This window comes from Veillonella sp. Ser01 (assembly GCF_053850375.1).
Map to the genome: position 1 here is coordinate 189341 of NZ_JBSPUA010000001.1, position 22328 is coordinate 211668.

Sequence of the window (22328 nt, forward strand, 5' to 3'; positions counted from 1 at the left end):
TTTATGACAACAGTTCAACAAGTTATTACCTTAATGGAACAATTGGCCCCTCGTTCTTATGCAGAATCTTGGGATAATGTGGGCCTCATGGTGGGTGATAGAAATGCTATCGTTACAGGCGTGTTAACTACATTAGATGTAACAGAGGAGGCCATTTCATATGCTATTGAGCATGACTGTAATCTAATTGTTAGTCATCACCCGTTGATTTTTAAGGGATTAAAACAATTGTCTTGTGATACGGCGCAAGGGCGAATGATTAATCAGCTAATTCAACATAATATTGCCGTTTACAGTGCGCATACAAATCTTGATATTGCACCTGGTGGCTTGAATGATATGTTGGCAAATCAATTAGGTCTTATAGACATAAAAGGTTTTGTTAAAACTGGTGAAGACGCGCTATATAAGGTGACTACCTTTGTACCTGAAAGCTCTGCTGATGAGGTTCGTTATGCTATGGGAACAGCAGGGGCAGGAAAAATTGGCAACTATGAACACTGTAGCTTTAGTCTTTATGGTGAAGGTCGCTTCATTGGCAATGAAGAATCTCATCCGGTCGTCGGTGAAGCAGGTACTTTAACGGTGGCATCTGAGGTACAAGTGAATGCTATCGTAGATGGTGCTCATTTAAGACAAGTGATTGAGTCTATGAAAGCAGCACATCCTTATGAAGAAGTGGCTTATGAAGTTGTGTCTTTAGTAGAGCCTACAGCTTCTACTCAGTATTTAGGTAGAGTTGGCCGCTTACCAAATGTCTTAAATTTAGATACATTCCGTGAATGGGTACAGGAAGCATTACCAGAGGCTAATATTCGTTTTGCTGGCGTAGTTCCTGAAGAAATTCAATCCATAGCACTATGTTCTGGTGCCGGTGCTGAATTTATTAAGGATGCAGCTCGCTTGCATGTAGACGCATATGTTACAGGTGATGTGAAATATCATGATGCACAATTAGCTAAAGAGCTTGGATTGCTTGTAGTTGATGCAGGACATTTTGGTACAGAATCTATTGTTGCTAGCGGTTTACGTGACTATTTACTTAGTAAAGATATATCTGTTCCTGTGAAAGCTTTTACAGAACAGAATGATTTCTTTTTCTTATAATATTGCATTTTCTTGCAACAAATGGGCTAGCTATGATAAACTGAATTGAAGCAAGTATGAAAGACGGTTGCGAGTCCATAGGACTCGAGGAAAGTCCGAGCTCCATAGGGCAGGATGCCAGATAACGTCTGGCGAGGGTAACCTTAGGGAAAGTGCCATAGAAAAGGAAACCGCCACGTCAGTGGTAAGGGTGGAAAGGTGAGGTAAGAGCTCACCAGCAGTCTGGTAACAGGCTGGCTCGGTAAACCCCATCCGGAGCAAGACCGAATAGGGAAGGGTTAAGGGTGGTCCCGCCTACCTTCCGGGTTGTGTCGCTCGAGCGTGCAGGCGACTGTACGCCTAGAAAGATAATCGTCACCGCGCAAGCGGAACAGAACTCGGCTTATTGATTGCTTGCTTCCATATTTAAGATATAATTTATAGTATATAAGATTGTAGATCTTTGTTAGGAGAACTTCATGGCAATTACAGCGATTACTAGTGTACAAGAATTTGATGAAAAAGTACTTGGCTCTAAAGGTTTAGCTATTGTTGATTTCTGGGCTGCCTGGTGCGAACCTTGCACTGTTATGCGTCCAGAGGTAGAAGCTGTAGCAGAACGTTTGAAAGGACAAGTAACGTTCTTTAGTGTTGATGCAGAAGATAAAAATCTTCGTGGCGTTTTGTTGAAAGAAGACATCGATGGTATTCCATCCATGGTATTCTATCGCGATGGCAAAATGCTTGATTCCCTTGTAGGTTACAAGAAAGCTGATGTGCTTGAGTCTCTAATCAAGGAAGTTATCTAATTTAGTAATAATTGAAATTTTTTACAATATCATATAATACAAGGCTGTATACAAGTTAAATAAATTTTCTTGTATACAGTTTTTTTGTTTAAAATCTGTAGTTTTAACATTTATTAAGTGATATAATAAAGTTGTAAGAATATGATTGTTATCATAATAGCTATGATATATTGAATGTTAAAATTAATTATCATAGTATGATTATTATCATAATAGTTGTAGTTTATTAAGTAATATTGATATATTGCGCAAAGTTGTTGTAAGGAGGCTATATTCCGTGAAGAATCGTATAAACAGTTTATGGACACTCTTCCAAGAGCGACGTTTGAGTCGACGCACATTTATGAAATCCTGTGTAGCACTCACCGCTATTCTCGGTTTGCCACCAACGATGTTAGATACCGTTGTTAAGGCAGCTGAGACAACTGAATTGCCTACGGTAATTTGGTTACATGGTCATGAATGTACTGGTTGCAGTGAATCATTCATTCGTTCATCTTCTCCGTTTACATCCGATGTAATTTTGAACATGATTTCCCTTGAATATGATGATACTTTGTCGGCTGCATCTGGTGCACCATTAGAAGAACATTTAGAGAAAATCATTAAAGAAAAAGCAGGCAAATATATTTTGGCTGTTGAAGGTGGCGTACCACTTGATGAAGATGGTGTTTACTGTACAGTAGGTGGACGTACATTTAAAGAGTCCTTAATAGAAGCCGCTAAAGGTGCAGCAGCAATCATTGAATATGGTTCTTGCGCATCTTGGGGTGGTATTCAAGCGGCTAAACCAAATCCAACAAATACAGTATCTGTATCTTCTGTTGTATCTGGTAAGCCTATTATCAAAGTTCCTGGATGTCCTCCAATTCCAGAGGTTATGACTGGTGTAATTATGCATTATGCATTATTCGGCCAAATCCCACCTCTTGATTCTCAAGGTCGTCCTAAACAATTTTATGGCAATCGTATTCACGATACATGCTATCGTCGTGCCTTCTTTGACTCTGGTCTATTCGTTGAAAAATTTGACGATGATGCATCCAAATCTGGTTGGTGCTTGTACAAGGTAGGTTGTCGTGGACCTCAAACATATAATTCTTGTGGTAATTTGCGTTGGTGGAATGGTTTATCCTACCCAATTCAATCCGGTCACGGCTGTATTGGTTGCTCTGAAAAGGGCTTCTGGGATAATGACGTATTCTATAAACGTTTACCGGATATTCCATTGGCTAATACCATCACAACTGCTGATACAATCGGTACAGTAGCTGCTGTTGGTGCCACTGCAGCTGTTATTGTTCATGGTGCTGCAACTCTTACGCGTAATAAAATTCTTGATATGAAAGAAGAAAAACGCTTAAAAGAAGAAGGCTTATGGGATGAAAAGAAACATAATAATGGAGGAGGTCACTAATGAAACGCGTAGTAGTAGATCCGATTTCCCGTATTGAAGGTCATTTACGGGTAGAAATAAAAGTTGATGAAGCCAGTGGTAAGGTAGAGGACGCATTGTCTTCTGGTACTGCTTGGCGCGGTATCGAACTTGTTGCTAAAGATCGCGATCCTCGTGACCTTTGGGCTTTCGTACAACGTATTTGTGGCGTATGTACTACAACACATGCATTGGCAGCATTACGTGCTGTAGAAGATGCACTTGGTATTACCATTCCTAAAAATGCAAACTATATTCGTAATATCATGCATAGCTCTTTAGATGTACATGACCATATCGTACATTTCTATCACTTACATGCTCTTGACTGGGTTAGCCCAGTAGCAGCTCTTAGTGCAGATCCAGCTAAAACTGCACAATTACAAAATGATGTATTAGCTACTTATAATGTAAGTGGTTTGGCGCCAGCTGAAACTGCGTCTAAAGACTCTGCATATCCTAAAGAGTTCCCTAAAGCTACCACTGCCTATTTTGCAGCGGTACAACAAAAGGTTAAGAAAATCGTAGAATCTGGTCAATTAGGCATCTTCTCCGCTCAATGGTGGGATCATCCTGATTATAATTTATTGCCACCAGAGGTTCATTTGATGGCCGTATCCCATTATTTGAATATTCTTGACCGTCAACGTGATATCGTTATTCCACACGTTGTATTTGGTGGTAAAAACCCTCATCCACATTACATTGTTGGCGGGATGCCATGCTCCATTTCAATGAATGACATGAATGCACCTATTAATACACAACGTCTTGCTGCGGTAGAACAATCTATTGCATTGGCTAAAGATCTAGTGGATAATTTCTATGTTCCAGATTTATTGGCTATTGGCAAAATGTATGTAGAAAAGGGCATGATCGATGGTGGTGGACTAGCGAAAAAACGTGTTATGTCTTACGGTGATTACCCAGATGATACATATTCTGGCATTTCTAATGGCGATTACCATAAGAAATGTGTGGTTCGCTCCAATGGTGTAGTTGAAAACTTTGCTTTAGGCGTAGATAAAGCTACATTTATTCCATTAGAAGGTAAAGACTTCATGGACCCTCAATACCTTAGTGAAGAGGTTGATCACTCCTGGTTCACATATCCAGATGGTAAAAGCTCTCTTCATCCTATCGAAGGTGTTACAGATCCTAAGTTTACAGGTCCTAAATCTGGTACAAAAGAAAAATGGGAATTCCTTGATGAAGATAAAAAATACTCTTGGATTAAATCCCCAACATTCAAAGGTAAAACTGCAGAGGTTGGCCCATTAGCGAAATATATCGTTGTATATACAAAAGTAAAACAAGGTATCATTAAAGACCCAACTTGGGCAGAGTCTATGATTGTTCGTCAAATTGATACAGTATCCCAAGTATTGGGCGTACCTGCACATGTATGGATGACAACTATGGTAGGTCGTACAGCATGTCGTGGCCTTGATGCACAAGTAGCAGCAAATATGAGCCAATACTTCTTCAATAAACTTGTAGCGAACATTAAAAATGGTGATACTACAGTGGCTGATACAACTAAGTTTGAGCCAAATACATGGGATAAAGATGCTAAAGGCGTTGGCCTTGTAGATGCACCTCGTGGTGGTTTGGGCCACTGGATTCACATTAAAGATGGCCGCTCTGCAAACTATCAATGTATCGTACCATCTACATGGAATGCATGTCCTAAGACTGCAGCAAATGAACATGGTGCCTATGAAGACTCCATGATTGATACACATGTAAAAATTGCAGATAAACCACTTGAAATTTTGAAGGTAATACACTCCTTTGACCCATGTCTCGCATGTGCAACCCATTTATACAATAAACAAGGCGAAAAAATTGTTTCCGTCAATACAGATGCATTGTGTAAATAAAGGGTGGTGGGCTTATGTTAATACATACTGACAAAAAGGCGTATGTCGTATTTAGTCTATGGCTGCGCATATTCCACTGGACTATGGTGCTAAGCGTAACTGCATTATTCTGGACAGGTCTATATATTGGTGATCCAGGATTTGCGGCTATCACAGGTAATCCAGAGCCAACCTTTGCTATTGATGGCTGGTTCTCTATGGAAACTATGCGTCGTATCCATTTCATTGCAGGGGTTATCTTAACATTCTCCTTTATTTTCCGTTTTGCAGGTGCGCTTTGGAATCGAGGAGATAGATTATTACCTAAATTCCGCCAAAAACGGTATTGGTATGGTCTTAAAGAAACTACATTGCACTATTTGATGATTCCACAAAAACATGAACATCATTGGCTTCGTAACTCCTTAGCAAGAACTGCATATATGATGGTATATGTAATGTTTTTCTTTGAAATCTTAACGGGTTTTGCAATGTTTTCTATGGTGAATCCTAATGGTATTCTAGGAACCCTATTCGCACCAGTTGTTACATTATTTGGTGGTGAATATAAGGTTCACATTATTCATCACTATATTGCGTGGGGATTCTTGTTCTTTACTATCGTTCACGTGTACATGGCATTCCGTGAAGACGTTATGGAGGAATCCGGCGAAGTATCTGCTATGGTTTCCGGTATGAAGTATTATGCGCATGATCCAATCGATATTGAAGATCTAAACGGTAAACGCCGTCGTGGTGAACGTATCGATAAACCATCTGGTACTACATATCGTCCAAGTGATCCTAACGATCCTAGAGAAAGAGAATTACAAGATAATGACTAATACAAGTACTGATATCATCAGCGGCTTGGAACAATACGCGGACTCTGAGGGTCCGCGTATTGATTTAAATAGCCTTTATGATGATGGGAATAATGAAATTGTTCTACTTGGCGTAGGGAATATATTACTTACTGATGAGGGATTAGGTGTTCATGTAGTGAAAGAGTTGAAAGAATCTTTCACATTCACACCAGCCATTTCCATTATTGATGGTGGCACAATGGGGATGGAGCTACTTACGTATATGCGTGGAATGAAGAAAATTCTTCTTGTAGATGCTATCAATGGTGGAGAAGCACCAGGAACTATATATGAGTTTCCTCATAAGGAATTAGAACAATATTTTACAGAGCATATTTCTGTACATGAAGTAGGGATGCAAGATATTTTACGTATTCGTGCTATTCAAGAGGATCCATTAGAGGATGCAGTGGTTATTGGCGTAGAACCAGAATCATTAGAAATTGGCTTTGAACCTAGTGCGCCTGTACAACGAGCATTACCAGAGGTAAAAGAGCGTGTATTACATGTTCTACAAGAATGGGGCGTAACTGCAGAGCTTAATACTTAAAATAATGCGTTTATAGGATATAAAGAGTATCTCTAATAGGAGTATTTATGATTGAGAATTATAGTAATATTCGCGCTGTTTTAAATGAGTTGCGTTTAGCTCTTAAAAACTTGCGAGAAACGGGTGAGACATATTCAATTTATATTGAGAAAACAGGGCTCACAGAGGAAGAACAAGTGGAAGTATTAGAAACACTTGGCCGTGGTCATATTACGATTAACTTCAATGAAACTGATCAGCCTGTAGAGTGGTATGAATCTCAATTCTCTGGAATTTGGATTGGAACTTTTAAAAATGGCCGAGATGATTCGATTTTGCACACCGTAGAGGTTTCAAAGTATCCTGTAGTGGCTGGTGCATATGAAGAGGATATAGAGCTTGCAGAGGATGATTTACAATCTTGGATTGATGCTGCTGGCCTATAATAAAAGAGACCCTAATAAGGGTCTCTTTCTTCTCTATTGATGAAAAGATTCTAGTAAATCTATTTTGTTAATACCATAATATTAGTTTTTTATATTATTAGTATTTTATGCATATTTTGGGCATATATAATTGGTTTATGCACAGTGTGATTAGTGAAATTATTTCAATTTTCATGAATTTAAGATGAAATTAGTTGAAACTCTTATATTTATAGTAAAAAATATATTTGATATTTTAATTAATTAGCAATTAAATCAGTAATTAACAGTATTTCATAGATTTTTAGTAATATAAATTTATTTTATAGTATGGTTTATTGAGTAGTTGGTAAGATAAGTAAAATAATTACTTATTCATCATACTTATATATAGGATAAATGAAGAGAAATATCGATAGAGTTTGTAGAAATCGCATGTTTACTGGGGTTATAGATGTTATTTTTCCTATTGTTAACCTTGATAATTTGCCTTAATTTACTAATTAACTTAAAATATGTGAGTAAAATACTTTGGAGGATTTATGTTACTTTCTATTGTAGTGCCTGTATATAACGAAGAAGAGAACATAGCGAATTTTTATAAAGCTGTAACTGATGTTATGTCAGGACTCACGTACGATTATGAACTAATCTTCGTAGACGACGGTTCTAGTGATTCGTCAGCTATGATATTGCGTGAAATTGCTTACAATGATAAACATGTCAAAGTGTTATTGCTTGCTCGTAATTTTGGGCATCAGACTGCGCTTACTTGTGGTCTTGATTATGCTCATGGAGATGCAGTTATTACAATGGACGGTGACATGCAGCATCCACCGGCTTTGATTCCTGAACTTGTTAGGTTGTGGGAGTCAGGCTATGATGTGGTGCGCACCATACGCGATTCAACTGAAGATGCTAGTTGGGCTAAATCTTTCACGTCTAAGTATTATTACAAACTAATGAACAAAATGGCCGATGTTCCTATTGTTGAAGGTGGATCTGATTTCCGTCTCATGAATAGTAAAGCATTGGGCACATTGAAACGGTTTAGAGAACATGGTCGTTTCTTGCGCGGTATTGTCGGTGCCTTGGGGTATAGACAAGCTGAGTTGCACTTTGTGGCGCCACCTCGTTTTGCAGGTGTCTCAAAGTTTAGTGTGCGTAAAATGATACGATTTGCTCTCGATGGGGTAACCGCCTTTTCAAGAGTTCCTTTACGGGCTGCTTTATACGTCGGTGTACTATGTGGTGGGTTAAGCTTCTTGCTTATATTACACCTCTTGTATGTATATCTTACGGGACAAGCCTTGAATGGATGGACTACCTTGGGCGTATCAATTTTGTTCATTGGTGGAATTCAACTCGTCGGACTGGGAATTATTGGCGAGTATGTAGGTCGTATTTTTGAAGAGGTGAAGCAACGGCCTTTGTATTGGGTTAAGTCAGCTATAAACTTTGATGAGCATGAAGAGGCTCCATTACTTGGACCGAGTAGTGCAGATGTGTTTATGGCACCTGAGACTTATACTAACAAAAGCAAAGAAGACTAGCTGTATTTGTAGATGCAAATAAATAGACGGTTAGTATATTTTGAATAAATAACTTACTTTAAAAGTTTTTGGAAAGGAAGCATATGAAGTCAAAATATAGTAAGGTTAAAATAACGGCATTAACATTAACTTTTGTGTGTGCCACAACAGCCATGGTAGGTGCAACAACATTACAATATGGTGATAAGGGCAAAAGTGTTACAGCGGTTCAACAACAACTAATTAAACACGGTTATAATGCTACAGATAAAAATGGTGTATATGGTAAAGAAACGAAATGGGCAGTTCGTCTGTTCCAACAAGATCGTGGCTTACCAGTGGACGGTATTGTAGGTCCTGCTACGTATAATGCATTGATGAGTGCTCCTCGTTCTACGAAGGCAGTATTGACTCAAAATGCTGCGACTAAAGCAGTAGCAACAAAATCCGCTTTCACAAACAACAATGCGACATCTCGTCGTGTTGCTGGTCAATCCATTACTGGCAAAAATATTAAATTAAATAATATTACGAAAAACGAAACACCAAATAGCATTCATGCTATTTTGGCGGAAGCAGACAAATACCGCGGTGTACCGTATGTATTTGGTGGTACTACACCAAGTGGTTTCGACTGCTCTGGTTACGTTAAATATGTATTTGCAAAACAAGGTATTTCTTTGCCACGTTTAGCAGATGAACAATATAACGTAGGTGTTGAGGTTTCTCGTGCAAACTTAAAAGCAGGGGATTTGGTATTCTTTGAAACATATGAACCAGGTCCATCTCACTCCGGTATTTACATTGGTGATGGCAAGTTCATCAGCGCCACTTCCAGTCGTGGTGTAGCAGTAGCAGATCTTGATACTGGCTATTGGGGTGAACGCTATATCGGCGCAAAACGCGTTATATAAACCAATACATATTAGCTTTAAAAGAGGCTATACGAATCAATTATGTTCTGTTGATTTGTATAACCTCTTTTTCTCATTTCTAGAAATATTGAATTTTATCCTTGTATTTGCTATTGTGAAAGTCGGTAAATTCCGCATAATCTCAATGTTTTTAATAGATTTTATGTCATTTTTACGATATAATGAAGAGTAAATAATTTTAGGAGGAATATACACATGAAGGGTAATGAACTGCGTCAAGCATACTTGCAGTTTTTTGAAAGCAAAGGACATTTAAAATTAGATAGTTTTTCTCTTATACCAGAAAACGATCCATCTCTATTATTGATTGGGGCAGGTATGGCGCCATTAAAGCCTTTCTTTACAGGTAAATTGGTACCTCCTTGTCATCGTATTACAACAAGCCAAAAATGTATGCGTACAGGTGACCTTGAAAACGTAGGTCGCACAGCTCGTCACCATACATTCTTTGAAATGCTTGGCAACTTCTCCTTTGGTGACTACTTCAAAAAAGAAGCAATTCACTGGGCGTGGGAGTTCTTAACTGAAGTTATTAAACTCGATAAAAATAGATTGTATGTTACTGTATATCCAGATGACCAAGAAGCATATGATACATGGCACAATGATTGTGGCGTAGAAGAAAGTCATATTACACGCCTTGAAGATAACTTCTGGGAAATCGGTGAAGGCCCATGTGGTCCTGATAGTGAAATCTTCTTCGACCAAGGTCCTGAACATGGTTGTGATGATCCTAACTGTGCACCAGGTTGTGACTGTGATCGCTATCTTGAAATCTGGAACTTAGTATTCACTCAATTTAATAAAATGCCAGATGGTTCTTATGAACCATTGCAACATAAAAACATCGATACCGGCGCTGGTCTTGAACGATTGGCTTCCGTATTACAAGGTTGTAAAACAAACTTTGAAACAGATTTGATTTTCCCAATTATTGAAGCTACAGCTAAACGTGCTGGTGTTACATATAACGAAAATCCAAATACTGATGTTTCTTTAAAGGTTATCGCTGACCATGCTCGCGCTGTAACTGCATTAATTTCCGATGGCGTATTGCCATCTAACGAAGGTCGTGGTTACGTACTGCGTCGTATTTTACGTCGTGCTGTACGTCATGGCCGTTTACTTGGTATTGAAGGTATCTTCTTAACACCACTTATTGATGTAGTGGTAGATATTCTTGGCCCTGGTATTAAATCCATTGCTGAGAAACAAGACTTCGTTAAACGGGTTGTACAAAACGAAGAAGAACGATTCAACCAAACCTTGGAACAAGGTCTTGAATTGTTGAATTCTTTGATTGATACACTTGCTGCTGAAAAAGCAACAGTAGTTCCTGGTACAGAAGTATTCAAACTATATGATACATACGGATTTCCTTGGGAATTAACAGAAGAAATCGCTTCTGAACGCGGCTTTACAATCGACCATGAAGGTTTTGAAGCAGCTATGAAGGAACAACGTGAACGCGCTCGTGAAGCTCGTGTAAAAGAAGATGCTAAGGTAGCAACACCTGACATTACCTTCTTGAAAGACGAAGAGCTTCTTGAAGATGAAGCTGTAACTGCTTCTTCCGTATTAATGATCGGCAAAGGCTCTGAACGTTTGCAAACAGCTGCTGATGGCGATGAAATTACTGTTATCGTACGCACCACACCATTCCACGCTGAAGGGGGCGGTCAATTAGGTGATACAGGCTTTATCGTTGGTCCAATGGGTAAGGTAGAGGTTCATAATACGAAACGTTTACCTGAAGGCACTGTATACCATATTGGTACTGTTGTGGAAGGCTCCATTTCCGAAGGCGATGATGTAACACTTGAAGTAGATACAAATCGCCGTGCTGCTATGGCTCGTAATCATACAGCAACACATTTGTTACATGCAGCATTGAAAAAGGTTCTAGGCGAGCATGTTAACCAAGCTGGTTCCTTAGTAACTCCAGATTACTTGCGTTTCGACTTCACTCACTTCTCTCCTGTAACACAAGAAGAACTTGATCAAATTGAAGCTCTTGTAAATGAAGAGATTTTAAAAGCTACAGATTTAGCTATTGCTGAAATGTCTATGGACGAAGCAAAAGCTAAAGGTGCGATGGCACTCTTTGGTGATAAATATGGTGATGTAGTTCGCGTTGTAGAGGTTCCTGGTTTCTCCGTTGAATTATGTGGTGGTTCTCATGTAGGTAATACAGCTTTCATTAGTTCCTTCCGCTTAACATCTGAAGCTGGTATCGGCTCTGGTGTACGTCGTATTGAAGCAATTACAGGTCGCGCAGCTCTAGATGCAGCAAAACATGATCGCTTGACTATCGAACGCATGGCAGGCGAACTTAAAACTAAAGCACCTCAAGTAGAAGAACGTTTGCACCAAGTATTGGCTGAAGCAAAAGAAACTGCTAAAGAATTAGAACAAATTCGCAAAGAGGTTTCTGCAGCTGGTGCGGCAGATATCATTGCTGGTAAGGTAATGATTGGTGACGTTGCATTTGTAGCGGCTGCTGTAAAAGCTTCCTCTATCGATGAGTTACGTGATATGGCTGATATGGGCCTTGATAAATTGGCTGGTTCTGGTGTAGTGCTTGTAGGCTCTGCTATGGGCGATGACAAGGTTAACTTTGTATGTAAAGTATCCAAAGATGTAGTGGCTAAAGGCGCTAAAGCTGGTAATATCGTAAAAGCAGCAGCTCAAGTAGCTGGTGGTAATGGCGGTGGCCGTCCAGATATGGCTCAAGCAGGTGGTAAAGAACCAGCTAAATTGGCAGAAGCATTAAAAGCTGGTGGTGAAGCTTTAACATCTATGTTACAATAGGCATATAATTTTATAATTATACTTGTATCTGTTATAGAAAAATCTTATAATGCATAAAAAGTTACTGACTTTGTAGCTTTAATTCAAGTATAATAGTAGGCGAGGTTTCACTTTTACAGTGAAACCTGCCAATGTAATAAAAAGGAGGGATACGATGAAGGTTTCTGATGAAACTATGTTATTCCGTAAAGTAGACGATGAACCGATGACAGCTGAAGAGGTTCTTACTCGTGTTTATCAATCTATTCAAGAAAAAGGTTACAATCCAATCAATCAAATCTTAGGGTATCTTATTTCTGGAGATCCAGCGTACATTACAAGTTATAATAATGCACGTTCTGATATCCGTCGTTTAGAACGGGATGACTTGATTGAGGAATTGTTGAAAGAATACGCAAAGGCAAAACAACTATAATGAGAATTATGTCATTAGATGTGGGTAGCCGTACTATCGGTATTGCCTGTAGTGATGCACTGCTCATGACAGCACAAGGTATTGAAACCATTCGTAGAACATCTCTTGAAAAAGACTTTAACCGTTTGCAAGAACTCATTACTGAATATGAAGTACATGAACTTGTAGTAGGTATGCCGAAAAATATGAATGGTACAAAAGGTGAACGGGCTGAAAAGACCGAAGAATTTGTTGAAAAGATGAAGGAAGTCATCGATTTACCTGTTACATATTGGGATGAGCGGTTATCTACCGTTATGGCTGAACGCCAACTCATTGCAGCTGACGTGAGTCGTAAAAAACGTAAGTCCGTTATTGATAAAATGGCAGCGGTTGTAATTTTGCAAGGATATTTAGATCGCTTGCAGATTAATAAATAAGTATTTTTTATTAAGGAGGGTTTCCGATGGTTGACCAAAATTTTGAAGGCGAAGTATATTACTTGGAATTCGAAGATGAAAATGGTAACAAACAGTACTTCACAGAGGACATTATTTTAAGTCATGAAGGCCAAGAATATGCTGTTCTTGTACATGTACAAGATGAAGAGGCTGACCATGAAGGTCAAGATGATACATACATGATCTTGGCTCGCATCGAAAAAAATGAAGAAGGCGTAGAAGAATACGTACCTTTAGATGAAGATGATGAAAACTTTGAAACTCTAGTAAAATTGTATGAAGAAATGGAAGATGGCGAATAGTCGTGTTCTTTATAAAAATAGCGTATTGTCTTTGGGCAATACGCTATTTTTATTTGCTATTTATTAAGGGGCCTATAATATGATAATGTCCTTTTATATAGGGGAAATATGGACTTTATGGTATAATAAGATGATAAATACTGTTATGTTACAGAAAGGAACTCAACGTCGTGAGAAAAGCCTTAAGATATATTTTAATCCTTATTATTGTAGGCGTATTAATCATCGCCGGTGGTTTGGGAGTGATTTATTTAGTGCCAAACACCTTTGCTCAAGATGATGGTACACAAGTACTTGTCATCGAAAAAGGGCAGACTGGCACTGAAATTGCAGACATGCTCTATGAACGAGGTCTTATTCGTTCCACACAAGGCTTTAAGCTTTGGTTATATTTGAGCGGCACCAATGATAAACTTCAAACTGGTCACTACCAAATTCCTAACAAGGTAACTGTGCGCGAACTCATTTCTTTATTACAAGAAGGTCATGTAGAATCTATTCGTGTTACAATTCCTGAAGGATACACAGTTGGTGATATTGCTATCGTTCTTGAAAAAAATCAAATTATGAAGGCAAAGGATTTCTTAGCAGAAGCGAAGACCTTTGTACCATATCCTTATATGAAAGGTACAAGACCTGCTACATATCCGGTAGAGGGCTTCTTATTCCCAAGTACTTATGAAATTCCAGTAGGTGCAACGCCACGTGAAGTGATTCAAATGATGGCTGACGAAATGAATCGTTACCTCACACCGGCTGTGAAGAAACAAATTCAAGCTCAACACATGAGTATTCATGACTTTGTAACATTGGCATCCATTGTTGAACGTGAATCTTTATTTGATGCAGATCGTCCAACAATTGCAGGGGTATTTAAAAAACGGTTAGCCCATGGTATTCCATTGCAATCTGATGCGACAATTTCCTATGTACTTGGTTATGCAAAAGAAGATGTAACTATTGGTGATACGCAATTACAAAGCCCGTATAATACATACGTATCTAAAGGCTTGCCACCTGGTCCAATTGCAAATCCTGGTAAAAAAGCATTAGATGCAGTCTTGCATTCCGAAGATACAGATTATTTATACTTTGTAGCAGATAAAGATGGACATAACCACTTCTCTAAAACATATGAAGAACATTTAGCGGAAGTTCATAAAATCTATGGTAATGATACGGCTACATCCTCTAATACAGGGGCCGCAGTACAAGCTGGTCCTAACTATGACGTGGCTGTGGCAACGACAGAGCCTAACTACAATTACAGCTCTGAAGAAGCGGTGGAAGCAGATTCTCAATATGTTAATGTGGAACCTACGTACAAATATACACCAACAACGGTTCCAGCTGCTGAAATTCCAGCACCAACACCAGCTCCACAAGCACCAGCTCAATCTGCACCAGCAACTCAATCATCTAGTTCTAACTCTTATGTACCAACTACAACACCTGCTCCAGAATCTATGCAAAATGTTGTACCAAGTACACAACAAGTACCTCATATTGAAGTAAAGCCAGCTGAATCTGTGGATCGTTCTACGTTGGTAATTCCTAGTGGTAATAGCAATAAATAATGTAGGAGATTGAATCTACTTTCATGACATTAAATGATATTTTAAATGAACAGCGTATTTACGCGATGATTAATGATGTACCGATTCTACGAGAATCTGAGGTTCATCTCTTTGAAGAATTAATAGGTTTGTACCGGCCCACCTCTGTGTTAGAGGTGGGCACCGCCATTGGTTACTCTGCTTTGTTGATGGCTCCGCTACTCGATAAAGAGGAGGGACACATTACATCTATTGAATTAGATGATGTGCGTCACGAAATGGCGAAATATTATATTAACCAATCCGATTATGCCGATAAAATTACATTACTGAAAGGTGATGCGTCTCAAGTCTTAACGGAACTCACTGGTGAATATGATCTAGTGTTTTTAGATGGGCCAAAAGGGCAATACCTAAAACAGTTAGAACTTATTTTGCCTCATGTGAAAGAAGGTGGCGTTATCCTGGCGGATAATGTACTTTTTAGAGGCTATGTAAGAGGCGATAAGGAGCCGCCAAAGCGGTTTAAGACTATCGTAAAACGGTTAAAAGAATACTTAACGTATGTTGAAAATAAAGAATTGTTTAACACCACCATTTACCCAATGGGTGATGGTATGAGTGTGAGTGTGTGGAAAGGGCACAACAAATAATGGCAGAACATTTTATGGAATTGCTTTGTCCAGCTGGTAATATGGACAAGCTTAAAATGGCTATTCGCTACGGTGCGGATGCCGTATATTGTGCAGGCAAACGTTTTGGCTTGCGCGCAGGTAACTCTAATTTCTCCGACGAGGAATTAAAGGAAGCGGTAGAATTTGTACATGCTCATGGCAAGAAAATCCATGTAACATGTAATATCATTCCCCATAACGAGGACTTTGAAGGCTTAGAGGATTATTTGAAATTCCTTGAAAGTATCGGCGTTGATGCAATTATCGTTGCTGATATGGGTATTTTTAGCCTTGCTAAACGAGTGGCTCCAGGACTTGAACTTCACGTAAGTACACAAGCTTCCACTACAAACTGGCATACAGTTCAAATGTGGAAAGAACTGGGTGCTACACGCGTAGTAGCAGCTCGTGAAGTATCCTTAGCAGATCTTAAAGAAATGAAGGACAATGTAGATATTGAAATCGAATCCTTCGTACATGGCTCCATGTGTATTTCTTATTCTGGTCGTTGCCTATTGTCTAACTATATGACAGGCAATCGCGATGCGAACCGCGGTCAATGCTCTCAATCTTGTCGTTGGAAATACTCCCTTGTGGAATCTAACCGACCTGGTGAATATTATCCAATTGAAGAAGATGAACATGGCACATATATCTTTAACTCTAAAGACTTGTGTTTGATTCACCGCATTCCTGATTTATATGAAGCTGGTATCGATAGCCTTAAAATTGAAGGTCGTATGAAATCCGTTCACTATTGTGCAACAGTAGCAAAGGTATACCGTACAGCTATCGATACATATCTTAAAGAAGGTAAAGACTGGTATGTTCGTCCAGAATGGATTGCAGAATTAGAAAAGATTTCTCACCGTCCATATACAGATGGTTTTGCAGAAGGCCGTCCTGATGAAACAGCTCAAAACTATGGTAAATCTACTAATACACAAAGCCATGACTTCATCGGTTTAGTTATGGGCTACAACGAAGAAGAAAAATACGTTGATCTTGAACAACGTAATAACTTCAAGGTTGGGGATAAAGTAGAATTCTGCCAACCTAAAGGTGAACTCGTTGAAACTGTAATTGAAAAAATGACAGACGAAGATGGTAACCCAATCGACGTAGCGCCTCATGCGCAAATGAAGGTACGCATCTACATGGATACACCACTTGAACCGTACTCTATGATGCGCCGTGAGTGCAAACCAAAAGAAGCTTAGTACGTAGTATATTAACGACAAACATATCTAATGGATGCCTATACTAGCGACATGTATAGCATTTACATTTTATAGTAATGATGTGTAGGAGGACTTATGAGTGGTACATCTTTAGAACCGAGTAAATCTATCGGTGCATTTACTGATGTACCAGATTTAGCAACCTCTGGGGAAGAAGCGTATGTGTACTTTCATCTTGAACCGAAGCATACGAACTATATCAATCGCATCATTGAAGGCTATGAATACTTAGGGGTTATGACATCTATTGATGTAAATGGACGATGTATGCTAAGGTGTACACCTTCAACACGGCCCTTGGCTATTGAATTATTAAGTAGTCTATCGGACTATGTCACTATCGAGGATTAATATCATATTTTTATAATTACATCAAAATGTTTAGACCTAGTAGAGAAATGAGAGTATATCTATGAAACAATCTATGTTGAAACGTGCATTATTAACAGCTTGTCTAAGTGTATCTATGGCAGGCGTAGCTATGGCAGGTCCTGTAGGTCCTGTTATTATTCCTCAAGCAGGGGATGTAGTAGTCATCAATCATAGTCCTGATATGACCTTCACTGGTAATATCAACTTTGATGTGGAAAGCCAAACTAACAATAATTTACAAGTTGGCTCCACTGTAATCCCTAATGTTGTATATGGTGCAGCGTTCAATAAAACTGGTGCGCCAGATACAATTATTCCAGCTCAAACTTACGTGTATGTAGGCACAAAAGATGGGGTGAATGCTTTCACAGAGGCTAGCGATGCTGACAAAAAAGGTGCTAACTGGAATGTAGAAACCTTGAAAAAAACTAAATCTGGTGACGTACAATTGGCAAGCCGTGGCATTCCTGAAAAGCCATTGGCAAATCAAGTAGCAACCATTAAAGATTCTATTATGCTTAGCGCTGTAGACCTCAGTACAACAGAGGTAGGTCGCAATAGCAAGGGCGTTCTATACATGACTGTTCCTAAAGAATTAAAATTGACTGCTGACACAGGTATTCCTGAAGACGTGCGCGAAACAATGCCAGCTATGTTCCGTGGTAAAATGGGTGATTCCCTCATGGTGAATCTCATGCCTTTAAATGAAGAGGAAAAACAACAATTAGCGGCAAACCCACATAATGCAAATACAATCGTATTCAACCGTGGTATGAGCATGGCAAAAATGATCGGTTCTTCTGCCCGTACAAGTAAAGTGTACACATACATGAAGGACCATTACTTGAACCTCGTTATCGTAGCAAAAGATTACGACGATAACGGTGCTCGTGGTAGTGGCGTTATGATGGTATCCAAACAAGATAACTCTAATGATGTACTTTTAACACTCTACAAAGGCCCAGACCTTTCCAATAGCAAATTGGAAAAAGTAATTGGCGCTATGTTATCTACAAACTTCAAACGCTAATAATCTAGCTCATGTACAGTGAGCTGTAGTATAGCTACATTGCTTAGCGTATATATGATAATCTTAATAAACGGCTCGAGTTTGATATGTACCCCTTTTAATGGACAACCCGTAAAGGGGTACATATCAGTTATATCGGGCCGTTTTTATATGGTGTGTTTAAAGGCGTTTCTTTAATTTATAGATTTTGTGAAATTTACTATTGAACTGTATTGAATTTTTTAATTCCCTGTGATACTATAATCTAGTAAAAGTTATGCAAAGGACATGATTCTCATATCCCTGTGTACCAGAGAGAGGCAGATGCTGGAAATGCCTTACACATATATCAGAGTTACCCCCTTTAAACTGATTTGTCGAACCTAAGTAGGCAAATACGGCCGCCACCGTTATCGGGCTTAATGAAGTGAATTAACTATACATATATATTTGTATAGGTAGTTAACTAGGGTGGAACCGCGAATGATCTTCGTCCCTTGTTTTGTAGGGATAGAGGGTCTTTTTTTATTACAAAAATCCAGTCTATCCTAGATAATAAATTGGAGGAAAGAAAAATGGCAGATGTAAAAATCATTTTACCTGATGGTAGTGCAAAGGAATACGCTGCTGGCACTACTCTTGGGGAAGCAGTAAAACAATTATCTAACAGCTTGGCTAAAAAAGTCCTAGCTGCTAATGTAAATGGCGAATTAACAGACCTTCGCGAAGAACTCGTAGATGGTTCTGAAGTAGCTTTCTTAACATTCGAAGAAGATGGTGGTAAACATACTTTGCGCCATACAGCTTCTCATATTTTGGCACAAGCGGTTAAACGCTTATGGCCTGAAGCTAAATTGGCTATCGGTCCTGCTATCGATAAAGGTTTCTACTATGATATCGATATGGAACATACTTTAACTCCTGAAGATTTAGGCAAAATCGAAAAGGAAATGAGCCGTATTGTAAAAGAAAACTTGCCTATCACTAAATCTGTAATGTCTCGTCAAGAAGCTATTGAGTTCTTCAAATCTAAAAACGAAGACTACAAGGTAGAATTGATTGAAGATCTTCCTGAAGATGCTGTTATCTCTTGCTACGCGCAAGGCGACTTCATCGATCTTTGTGCAGGTCCTCACGTAGCATCCACTGGTAAGGTAAAAGCTTTCAAATTGCAAAGCATTGCAGGTGCATACTGGCGCGGTGATGAAAAGAACAAAATGTTGCAACGTATTTACGGTACAGCATTTGAAAAGAAAGAAGAACTTGATGCATACCTTCACTTGCTTGAAGAAGCAGCTAAACGCGACCATCGTAAACTTGGTAAAGAACTTGGTTTGTTCGTTATCAAAGAAGAAGGTCCTGGCTTCCCATTCTTCTTACCAAAAGGTATGGCTCTTCGCAACGAATTGGAAAACTTCTGGCGTGAAGTTCACCATGAATTCGATTACGAAGAAATTCGTACACCAATCATCTTAAATAAACAATTATGGGAAACATCTGGTCACTGGTTCCATTACCGTGAAAACATGTACACTACAATCATCGATGATGAAGAATATGCAATTAAACCAATGAACTGCCCAGGCGGTATCTTGGTTTACCAAAACGAAATGCATTCCTATCGCGACTTCCCATTACGTTATGCTGAACTTGGTTTAGTTCATCGTCATGAATTGTCCGGTGCTTTACACGGCTTATTCCGTGTACGTGCATTCACACAAGACGATGCGCATGTATTCATGTTGCCAAATCAAATGCAATCTGAATTGATGAAAGTTATCGAATTGTTCGACCGCATTTATAGCCAATTTGGTTTGAAATACCATGTAGAATTGTCTACTAAACCAGACAATGCAATGGGTGATGATGCAATTTGGGAAGCGGCTACAGAAGCATTGCGTAATGCGATTGAAGCGAAAGGTATTCCTTACGTAATTAACCCTGGTGATGGCGCATTCTACGGCCCTAAACTTGACTACCATATTGAAGATTCCTTAGGCCGTACATGGCAATGTGGTACTATTCAATTGGATATGAACTTGCCTGAACGTTTCCAAATCGAATACATTGGTGAAGATGGTCAAAAACATCGTCCTATCATGATTCACCGTGCATGCTTCGGTTCCATGGAACGTTTCATCGGTATTTTAACTGAACACTATGCAGGCGCATTCCCAACTTGGATGGCTCCTGTACAAGTTAAAATCTTACCTATCTCTGAAAAACATGTTGAATATGCTAAAGAATTGGCAAAACAAATGCACCGCGACTATGTACGTGTAGAAGTGGATGATCGTAGCGAAAAAATTGGCTACAAAATCCGCCAAGCACAAATGGCAAAAGTTCCATACATGCTTGTGGTAGGCGATAAAGAAGTTGAAGAAGGCACAGTTAACGTTCGTAAACACGGCGGTGACGAATTAGGTTCTGTACCATTCGAAGAATTCTTCAATTCTATTAAAATCGAAATCAAAGAACGTAACTAAATATTTAGCCCCCATATACTAAAGCCTTTCATTAGACTTAAGTCTAGGCGTTGGCCATTTGTATAGTGGGGGCTATCTCTTTAATTGTTACCTGTGAGTAGCGAAAGGAAATACTATGAAAGAAGTAAATTCATATGGCTGGAAAGCCGTTATTGGTTCCTCCATTGGTTATGCTATGGATGGTTTTGACCTCTTAATTCTTGGCTTTATGCTGACACTAATTTCTGGAGATTTAGGTTTGACCACAGGTCAAGCGGGGTCTCTTGTGACGTGGACCTTGGTTGGTGCCGTACTTGGTGGTTTCATCTTCGGTACCTTGTCAGATAAATTTGGTCGCGTTCGCGTTTTAACTTGGACGATTGTTTTATTTGCTATATTTACTGGCCTCTGTGCTTTTGCTCAAGGCTATTGGGATCTTCTTATCTACCGTACAATAGCAGGTATTGGTTTAGGTGGTGAATTTGGTATTGGTATGGCGCTCGCTGCTGAAGCTTGGCCTGCTCAACATCGTGCAAAAGCAACAAGCTACGTTGCCTTAGGTTGGCAATTAGGCGTGTTGGCTGCTGCTTTGTTAACACCATTACTCATTCCTATTATTGGATGGCGTGGTATGTTTATGGTTGGCATTATTCCAGCTTTAATTGCTTGGGTATTCCGTGCGAAACTACATGAACCAGAAATCTTTGTACAAAGTAAAGAAGATAAAGAGCATTCACATACAAACTCTTTCAAGTTATTAGTAAAAGATGTAAGAACTACAAAGACATCCATTGGTGTTGCTATTTTAACATCTGTTCAAAACTTTGGTTATTACGGTATTATGATTTGGTTACCTAATTTCTTAAGTAAGCAATTAGGTTTCTCCCTCACAAAATCCGGTTTATGGACTGCTGTTACTGTATGTGGCATGATGGTCGGTATTTGGGTATTTGGTCGCTTGGCTGATAAAATAGGTCGTAAACCTACATTCATTCTATTCCAAGTATGTGCTGTAGCATCTATTTTAATCTACTCTCAACTATCTGATCCAACTGCCATGCTATTTGCTGGTGCTATCTTAGGTGCTGCTGTAAATGGTATGATGGGTGGCTATGGTGCTTTGATGGCAGAAGCATACCCAACAACTGCCCGTGCAACAGCTCAAAATGTACTATTTAATATCGGTCGTGCTGTAGGCGGCTTTAGCCCAATGGTAGTAGGCATGATCATCTCTATGTACTCCTACCAAGTAGCAATTGCATTTCTAGCTATTATCTATGTACTTGATATTCTTGCAACCCTATTCTTGATTCCTGAACTTAAAGGTAAGGAATTAGAATAAGAAAACGAGTAAATAAGATTAATAAACAAAACTAGTAAATAAGAGTAGTAAATAATTTAACTACATTAAGCGCTGTCTTCGGACGGCGCTTTTTTGTGCTTGTATTTAAATTTTGTTTGTATTTTAATTTGTAATTATATTTCTAGTAATTCGGAATAATACTGTTATTTTGCAGGAGTTTTAGAATCTTTGTCGAATATTATTTTGGTTATTCATACTTTG

20 protein-coding genes, 1 other RNA gene and 1 other annotated feature are annotated in these 22328 nt (G+C 39.0%); all 21 genes read left to right on the top strand.

Annotation, left to right across the window (positions count from 1 at the left end):
* Positions 1 to 3: 3 nt before the first annotated feature.
* On the top strand, positions 4 to 1107 hold the full coding sequence (locus ACWTVK_RS00875) for a Nif3-like dinuclear metal center hexameric protein (protein WP_456045650.1): 1104 nt from the start codon (positions 4 to 6) through the stop codon (positions 1105 to 1107).
* Between the two features lie 50 nt (positions 1108 to 1157).
* Positions 1158 to 1508: RNase P RNA component class A (gene rnpB, locus ACWTVK_RS00880), an RNA gene on the top strand.
* A gap of 57 nt (positions 1509 to 1565) precedes the next feature.
* Entirely contained in the window at positions 1566 to 1895 is a 330-nt protein-coding gene (locus tag ACWTVK_RS00885; protein ID WP_024064517.1) for a thioredoxin family protein, read from the top strand.
* 277 nt (positions 1896 to 2172) lie between these two features.
* The gene (locus ACWTVK_RS00890) at positions 2173 to 3312 is read left to right on the top strand and encodes a hydrogenase small subunit (protein ID WP_303938152.1); all 1140 of its coding nucleotides are present in this window, start codon (positions 2173 to 2175) and stop codon (positions 3310 to 3312) included.
* Positions 3312 to 5213 carry a nickel-dependent hydrogenase large subunit gene (locus ACWTVK_RS00895; protein ID WP_456045651.1) on the top strand — a complete coding sequence of 634 codons (1902 nt, stop codon included), beginning with the start codon at positions 3312 to 3314 and terminating at the stop codon, positions 5211 to 5213. Before ACWTVK_RS00890 ends, ACWTVK_RS00895 begins: the two co-directional genes overlap by 1 nt.
* 14 nt (positions 5214 to 5227) lie before the next feature.
* Positions 5228 to 6037, top strand: coding sequence for a Ni/Fe-hydrogenase, b-type cytochrome subunit (gene cybH, locus ACWTVK_RS00900; protein ID WP_105085868.1), 810 nt, complete (start codon positions 5228 to 5230; stop codon positions 6035 to 6037).
* On the top strand, positions 6030 to 6608 hold the full coding sequence (locus ACWTVK_RS00905) for a HyaD/HybD family hydrogenase maturation endopeptidase (RefSeq protein ID WP_024066802.1): 579 nt from the start codon (positions 6030 to 6032) through the stop codon (positions 6606 to 6608). The genes cybH and ACWTVK_RS00905 overlap by 8 nt, the downstream gene beginning before the upstream one ends.
* A gap of 47 nt (positions 6609 to 6655) precedes the next feature.
* On the top strand, positions 6656 to 7033 hold the full coding sequence (locus ACWTVK_RS00910) for a hydrogenase expression/formation C-terminal domain-containing protein (protein WP_456045652.1): 378 nt from the start codon (positions 6656 to 6658) through the stop codon (positions 7031 to 7033).
* Between the two features lie 521 nt (positions 7034 to 7554).
* Positions 7555 to 8565, top strand: a complete 1011-nt coding sequence (locus tag ACWTVK_RS00915) for a glycosyltransferase family 2 protein (protein WP_105085867.1) — start codon at positions 7555 to 7557, stop codon at positions 8563 to 8565.
* Positions 8566 to 8648: 83 nt separating this feature from the next.
* Complete coding sequence (locus ACWTVK_RS00920) at positions 8649 to 9458, top strand: C40 family peptidase (RefSeq protein WP_155086768.1); 810 nt, start codon at positions 8649 to 8651, stop codon at positions 9456 to 9458.
* 216 nt (positions 9459 to 9674) lie between these two features.
* Positions 9675 to 12290 (top strand): alanine--tRNA ligase, encoded by a 2616-nt coding sequence (gene alaS, locus ACWTVK_RS00925; RefSeq protein WP_456045653.1) that lies wholly within the window; start codon positions 9675 to 9677, stop codon positions 12288 to 12290.
* Positions 12291 to 12444: 154 nt separating this feature from the next.
* Positions 12445 to 12705 carry an IreB family regulatory phosphoprotein gene (locus ACWTVK_RS00930; RefSeq protein ID WP_009351224.1) on the top strand — a complete coding sequence of 87 codons (261 nt, stop codon included), beginning with the start codon at positions 12445 to 12447 and terminating at the stop codon, positions 12703 to 12705.
* On the top strand, positions 12705 to 13124 hold the full coding sequence (gene ruvX, locus ACWTVK_RS00935) for a Holliday junction resolvase RuvX (RefSeq protein ID WP_295259792.1): 420 nt from the start codon (positions 12705 to 12707) through the stop codon (positions 13122 to 13124). Before ACWTVK_RS00930 ends, ruvX begins: the two co-directional genes overlap by 1 nt.
* Before the next feature lie 26 nt (positions 13125 to 13150).
* The gene (locus tag ACWTVK_RS00940; protein WP_105085863.1) at positions 13151 to 13447 is read left to right on the top strand and encodes a DUF1292 domain-containing protein; all 297 of its coding nucleotides are present in this window, start codon (positions 13151 to 13153) and stop codon (positions 13445 to 13447) included.
* A gap of 170 nt (positions 13448 to 13617) precedes the next feature.
* Complete coding sequence (gene mltG / locus ACWTVK_RS00945; RefSeq protein ID WP_456045654.1) at positions 13618 to 15024, top strand: endolytic transglycosylase MltG; 1407 nt, start codon at positions 13618 to 13620, stop codon at positions 15022 to 15024.
* A gap of 23 nt (positions 15025 to 15047) precedes the next feature.
* Positions 15048 to 15656 (top strand): O-methyltransferase, encoded by a 609-nt coding sequence (locus ACWTVK_RS00950; RefSeq protein ID WP_024066665.1) that lies wholly within the window; start codon positions 15048 to 15050, stop codon positions 15654 to 15656.
* Positions 15656 to 16897, top strand: coding sequence for a peptidase U32 family protein (locus ACWTVK_RS00955; protein WP_105085861.1), 1242 nt, complete (start codon positions 15656 to 15658; stop codon positions 16895 to 16897). Before ACWTVK_RS00950 ends, ACWTVK_RS00955 begins: the two co-directional genes overlap by 1 nt.
* Before the next feature lie 96 nt (positions 16898 to 16993).
* Positions 16994 to 17269, top strand: coding sequence for a DUF4911 domain-containing protein (locus tag ACWTVK_RS00960; RefSeq protein WP_060923942.1), 276 nt, complete (start codon positions 16994 to 16996; stop codon positions 17267 to 17269).
* Between the two features lie 61 nt (positions 17270 to 17330).
* On the top strand, positions 17331 to 18320 hold the full coding sequence (locus ACWTVK_RS00965) for a hypothetical protein (RefSeq protein WP_456045655.1): 990 nt from the start codon (positions 17331 to 17333) through the stop codon (positions 18318 to 18320).
* Between the two features lie 247 nt (positions 18321 to 18567).
* Positions 18568 to 18800: a binding site (T-box leader), on the top strand.
* Positions 18801 to 18874: 74 nt separating this feature from the next.
* On the top strand, positions 18875 to 20785 hold the full coding sequence (gene thrS / locus ACWTVK_RS00970) for a threonine--tRNA ligase (protein ID WP_456045656.1): 1911 nt from the start codon (positions 18875 to 18877) through the stop codon (positions 20783 to 20785).
* A gap of 115 nt (positions 20786 to 20900) precedes the next feature.
* A complete protein-coding gene (locus ACWTVK_RS00975) occupies positions 20901 to 22106 on the top strand; it encodes an MFS transporter (RefSeq protein ID WP_105085857.1) in 1206 nt (401 codons plus the stop codon).
* Positions 22107 to 22328 lie beyond the last annotated feature (222 nt).

What these genes read in the sequence shown, in the direction of transcription:
- ACWTVK_RS00960 (WP_060923942.1), top strand. Translation starts at nt 16,994, where the DNA reads ATGAGTGGTACATCTTTAGAACCGAGTAAATCTATCGGTGCATTTACT.
- ACWTVK_RS00950 (WP_024066665.1), top strand. Translation starts at nt 15,048, where the DNA reads ATGACATTAAATGATATTTTAAATGAACAGCGTATTTACGCGATGATT.
- ruvX (WP_295259792.1), top strand. Translation starts at nt 12,705, where the DNA reads ATGAGAATTATGTCATTAGATGTGGGTAGCCGTACTATCGGTATTGCC.
- ACWTVK_RS00895 (WP_456045651.1), top strand. Translation starts at nt 3,312, where the DNA reads ATGAAACGCGTAGTAGTAGATCCGATTTCCCGTATTGAAGGTCATTTA.
- ACWTVK_RS00975 (WP_105085857.1), top strand. Translation starts at nt 20,901, where the DNA reads ATGAAAGAAGTAAATTCATATGGCTGGAAAGCCGTTATTGGTTCCTCC.
- ACWTVK_RS00875 (WP_456045650.1), top strand. Translation starts at nt 4, where the DNA reads ATGACAACAGTTCAACAAGTTATTACCTTAATGGAACAATTGGCCCCT.
- alaS (WP_456045653.1), top strand. Translation starts at nt 9,675, where the DNA reads ATGAAGGGTAATGAACTGCGTCAAGCATACTTGCAGTTTTTTGAAAGC.
- ACWTVK_RS00905 (WP_024066802.1), top strand. Translation starts at nt 6,030, where the DNA reads ATGACTAATACAAGTACTGATATCATCAGCGGCTTGGAACAATACGCG.
- thrS (WP_456045656.1), top strand. Translation starts at nt 18,875, where the DNA reads ATGGCAGATGTAAAAATCATTTTACCTGATGGTAGTGCAAAGGAATAC.
- ACWTVK_RS00940 (WP_105085863.1), top strand. Translation starts at nt 13,151, where the DNA reads ATGGTTGACCAAAATTTTGAAGGCGAAGTATATTACTTGGAATTCGAA.
- ACWTVK_RS00920 (WP_155086768.1), top strand. Translation starts at nt 8,649, where the DNA reads ATGAAGTCAAAATATAGTAAGGTTAAAATAACGGCATTAACATTAACT.
- ACWTVK_RS00930 (WP_009351224.1), top strand. Translation starts at nt 12,445, where the DNA reads ATGAAGGTTTCTGATGAAACTATGTTATTCCGTAAAGTAGACGATGAA.
- ACWTVK_RS00910 (WP_456045652.1), top strand. Translation starts at nt 6,656, where the DNA reads ATGATTGAGAATTATAGTAATATTCGCGCTGTTTTAAATGAGTTGCGT.
- cybH (WP_105085868.1), top strand. Translation starts at nt 5,228, where the DNA reads ATGTTAATACATACTGACAAAAAGGCGTATGTCGTATTTAGTCTATGG.
- ACWTVK_RS00955 (WP_105085861.1), top strand. Translation starts at nt 15,656, where the DNA reads ATGGCAGAACATTTTATGGAATTGCTTTGTCCAGCTGGTAATATGGAC.
- ACWTVK_RS00965 (WP_456045655.1), top strand. Translation starts at nt 17,331, where the DNA reads ATGAAACAATCTATGTTGAAACGTGCATTATTAACAGCTTGTCTAAGT.
- ACWTVK_RS00885 (WP_024064517.1), top strand. Translation starts at nt 1,566, where the DNA reads ATGGCAATTACAGCGATTACTAGTGTACAAGAATTTGATGAAAAAGTA.
- ACWTVK_RS00915 (WP_105085867.1), top strand. Translation starts at nt 7,555, where the DNA reads ATGTTACTTTCTATTGTAGTGCCTGTATATAACGAAGAAGAGAACATA.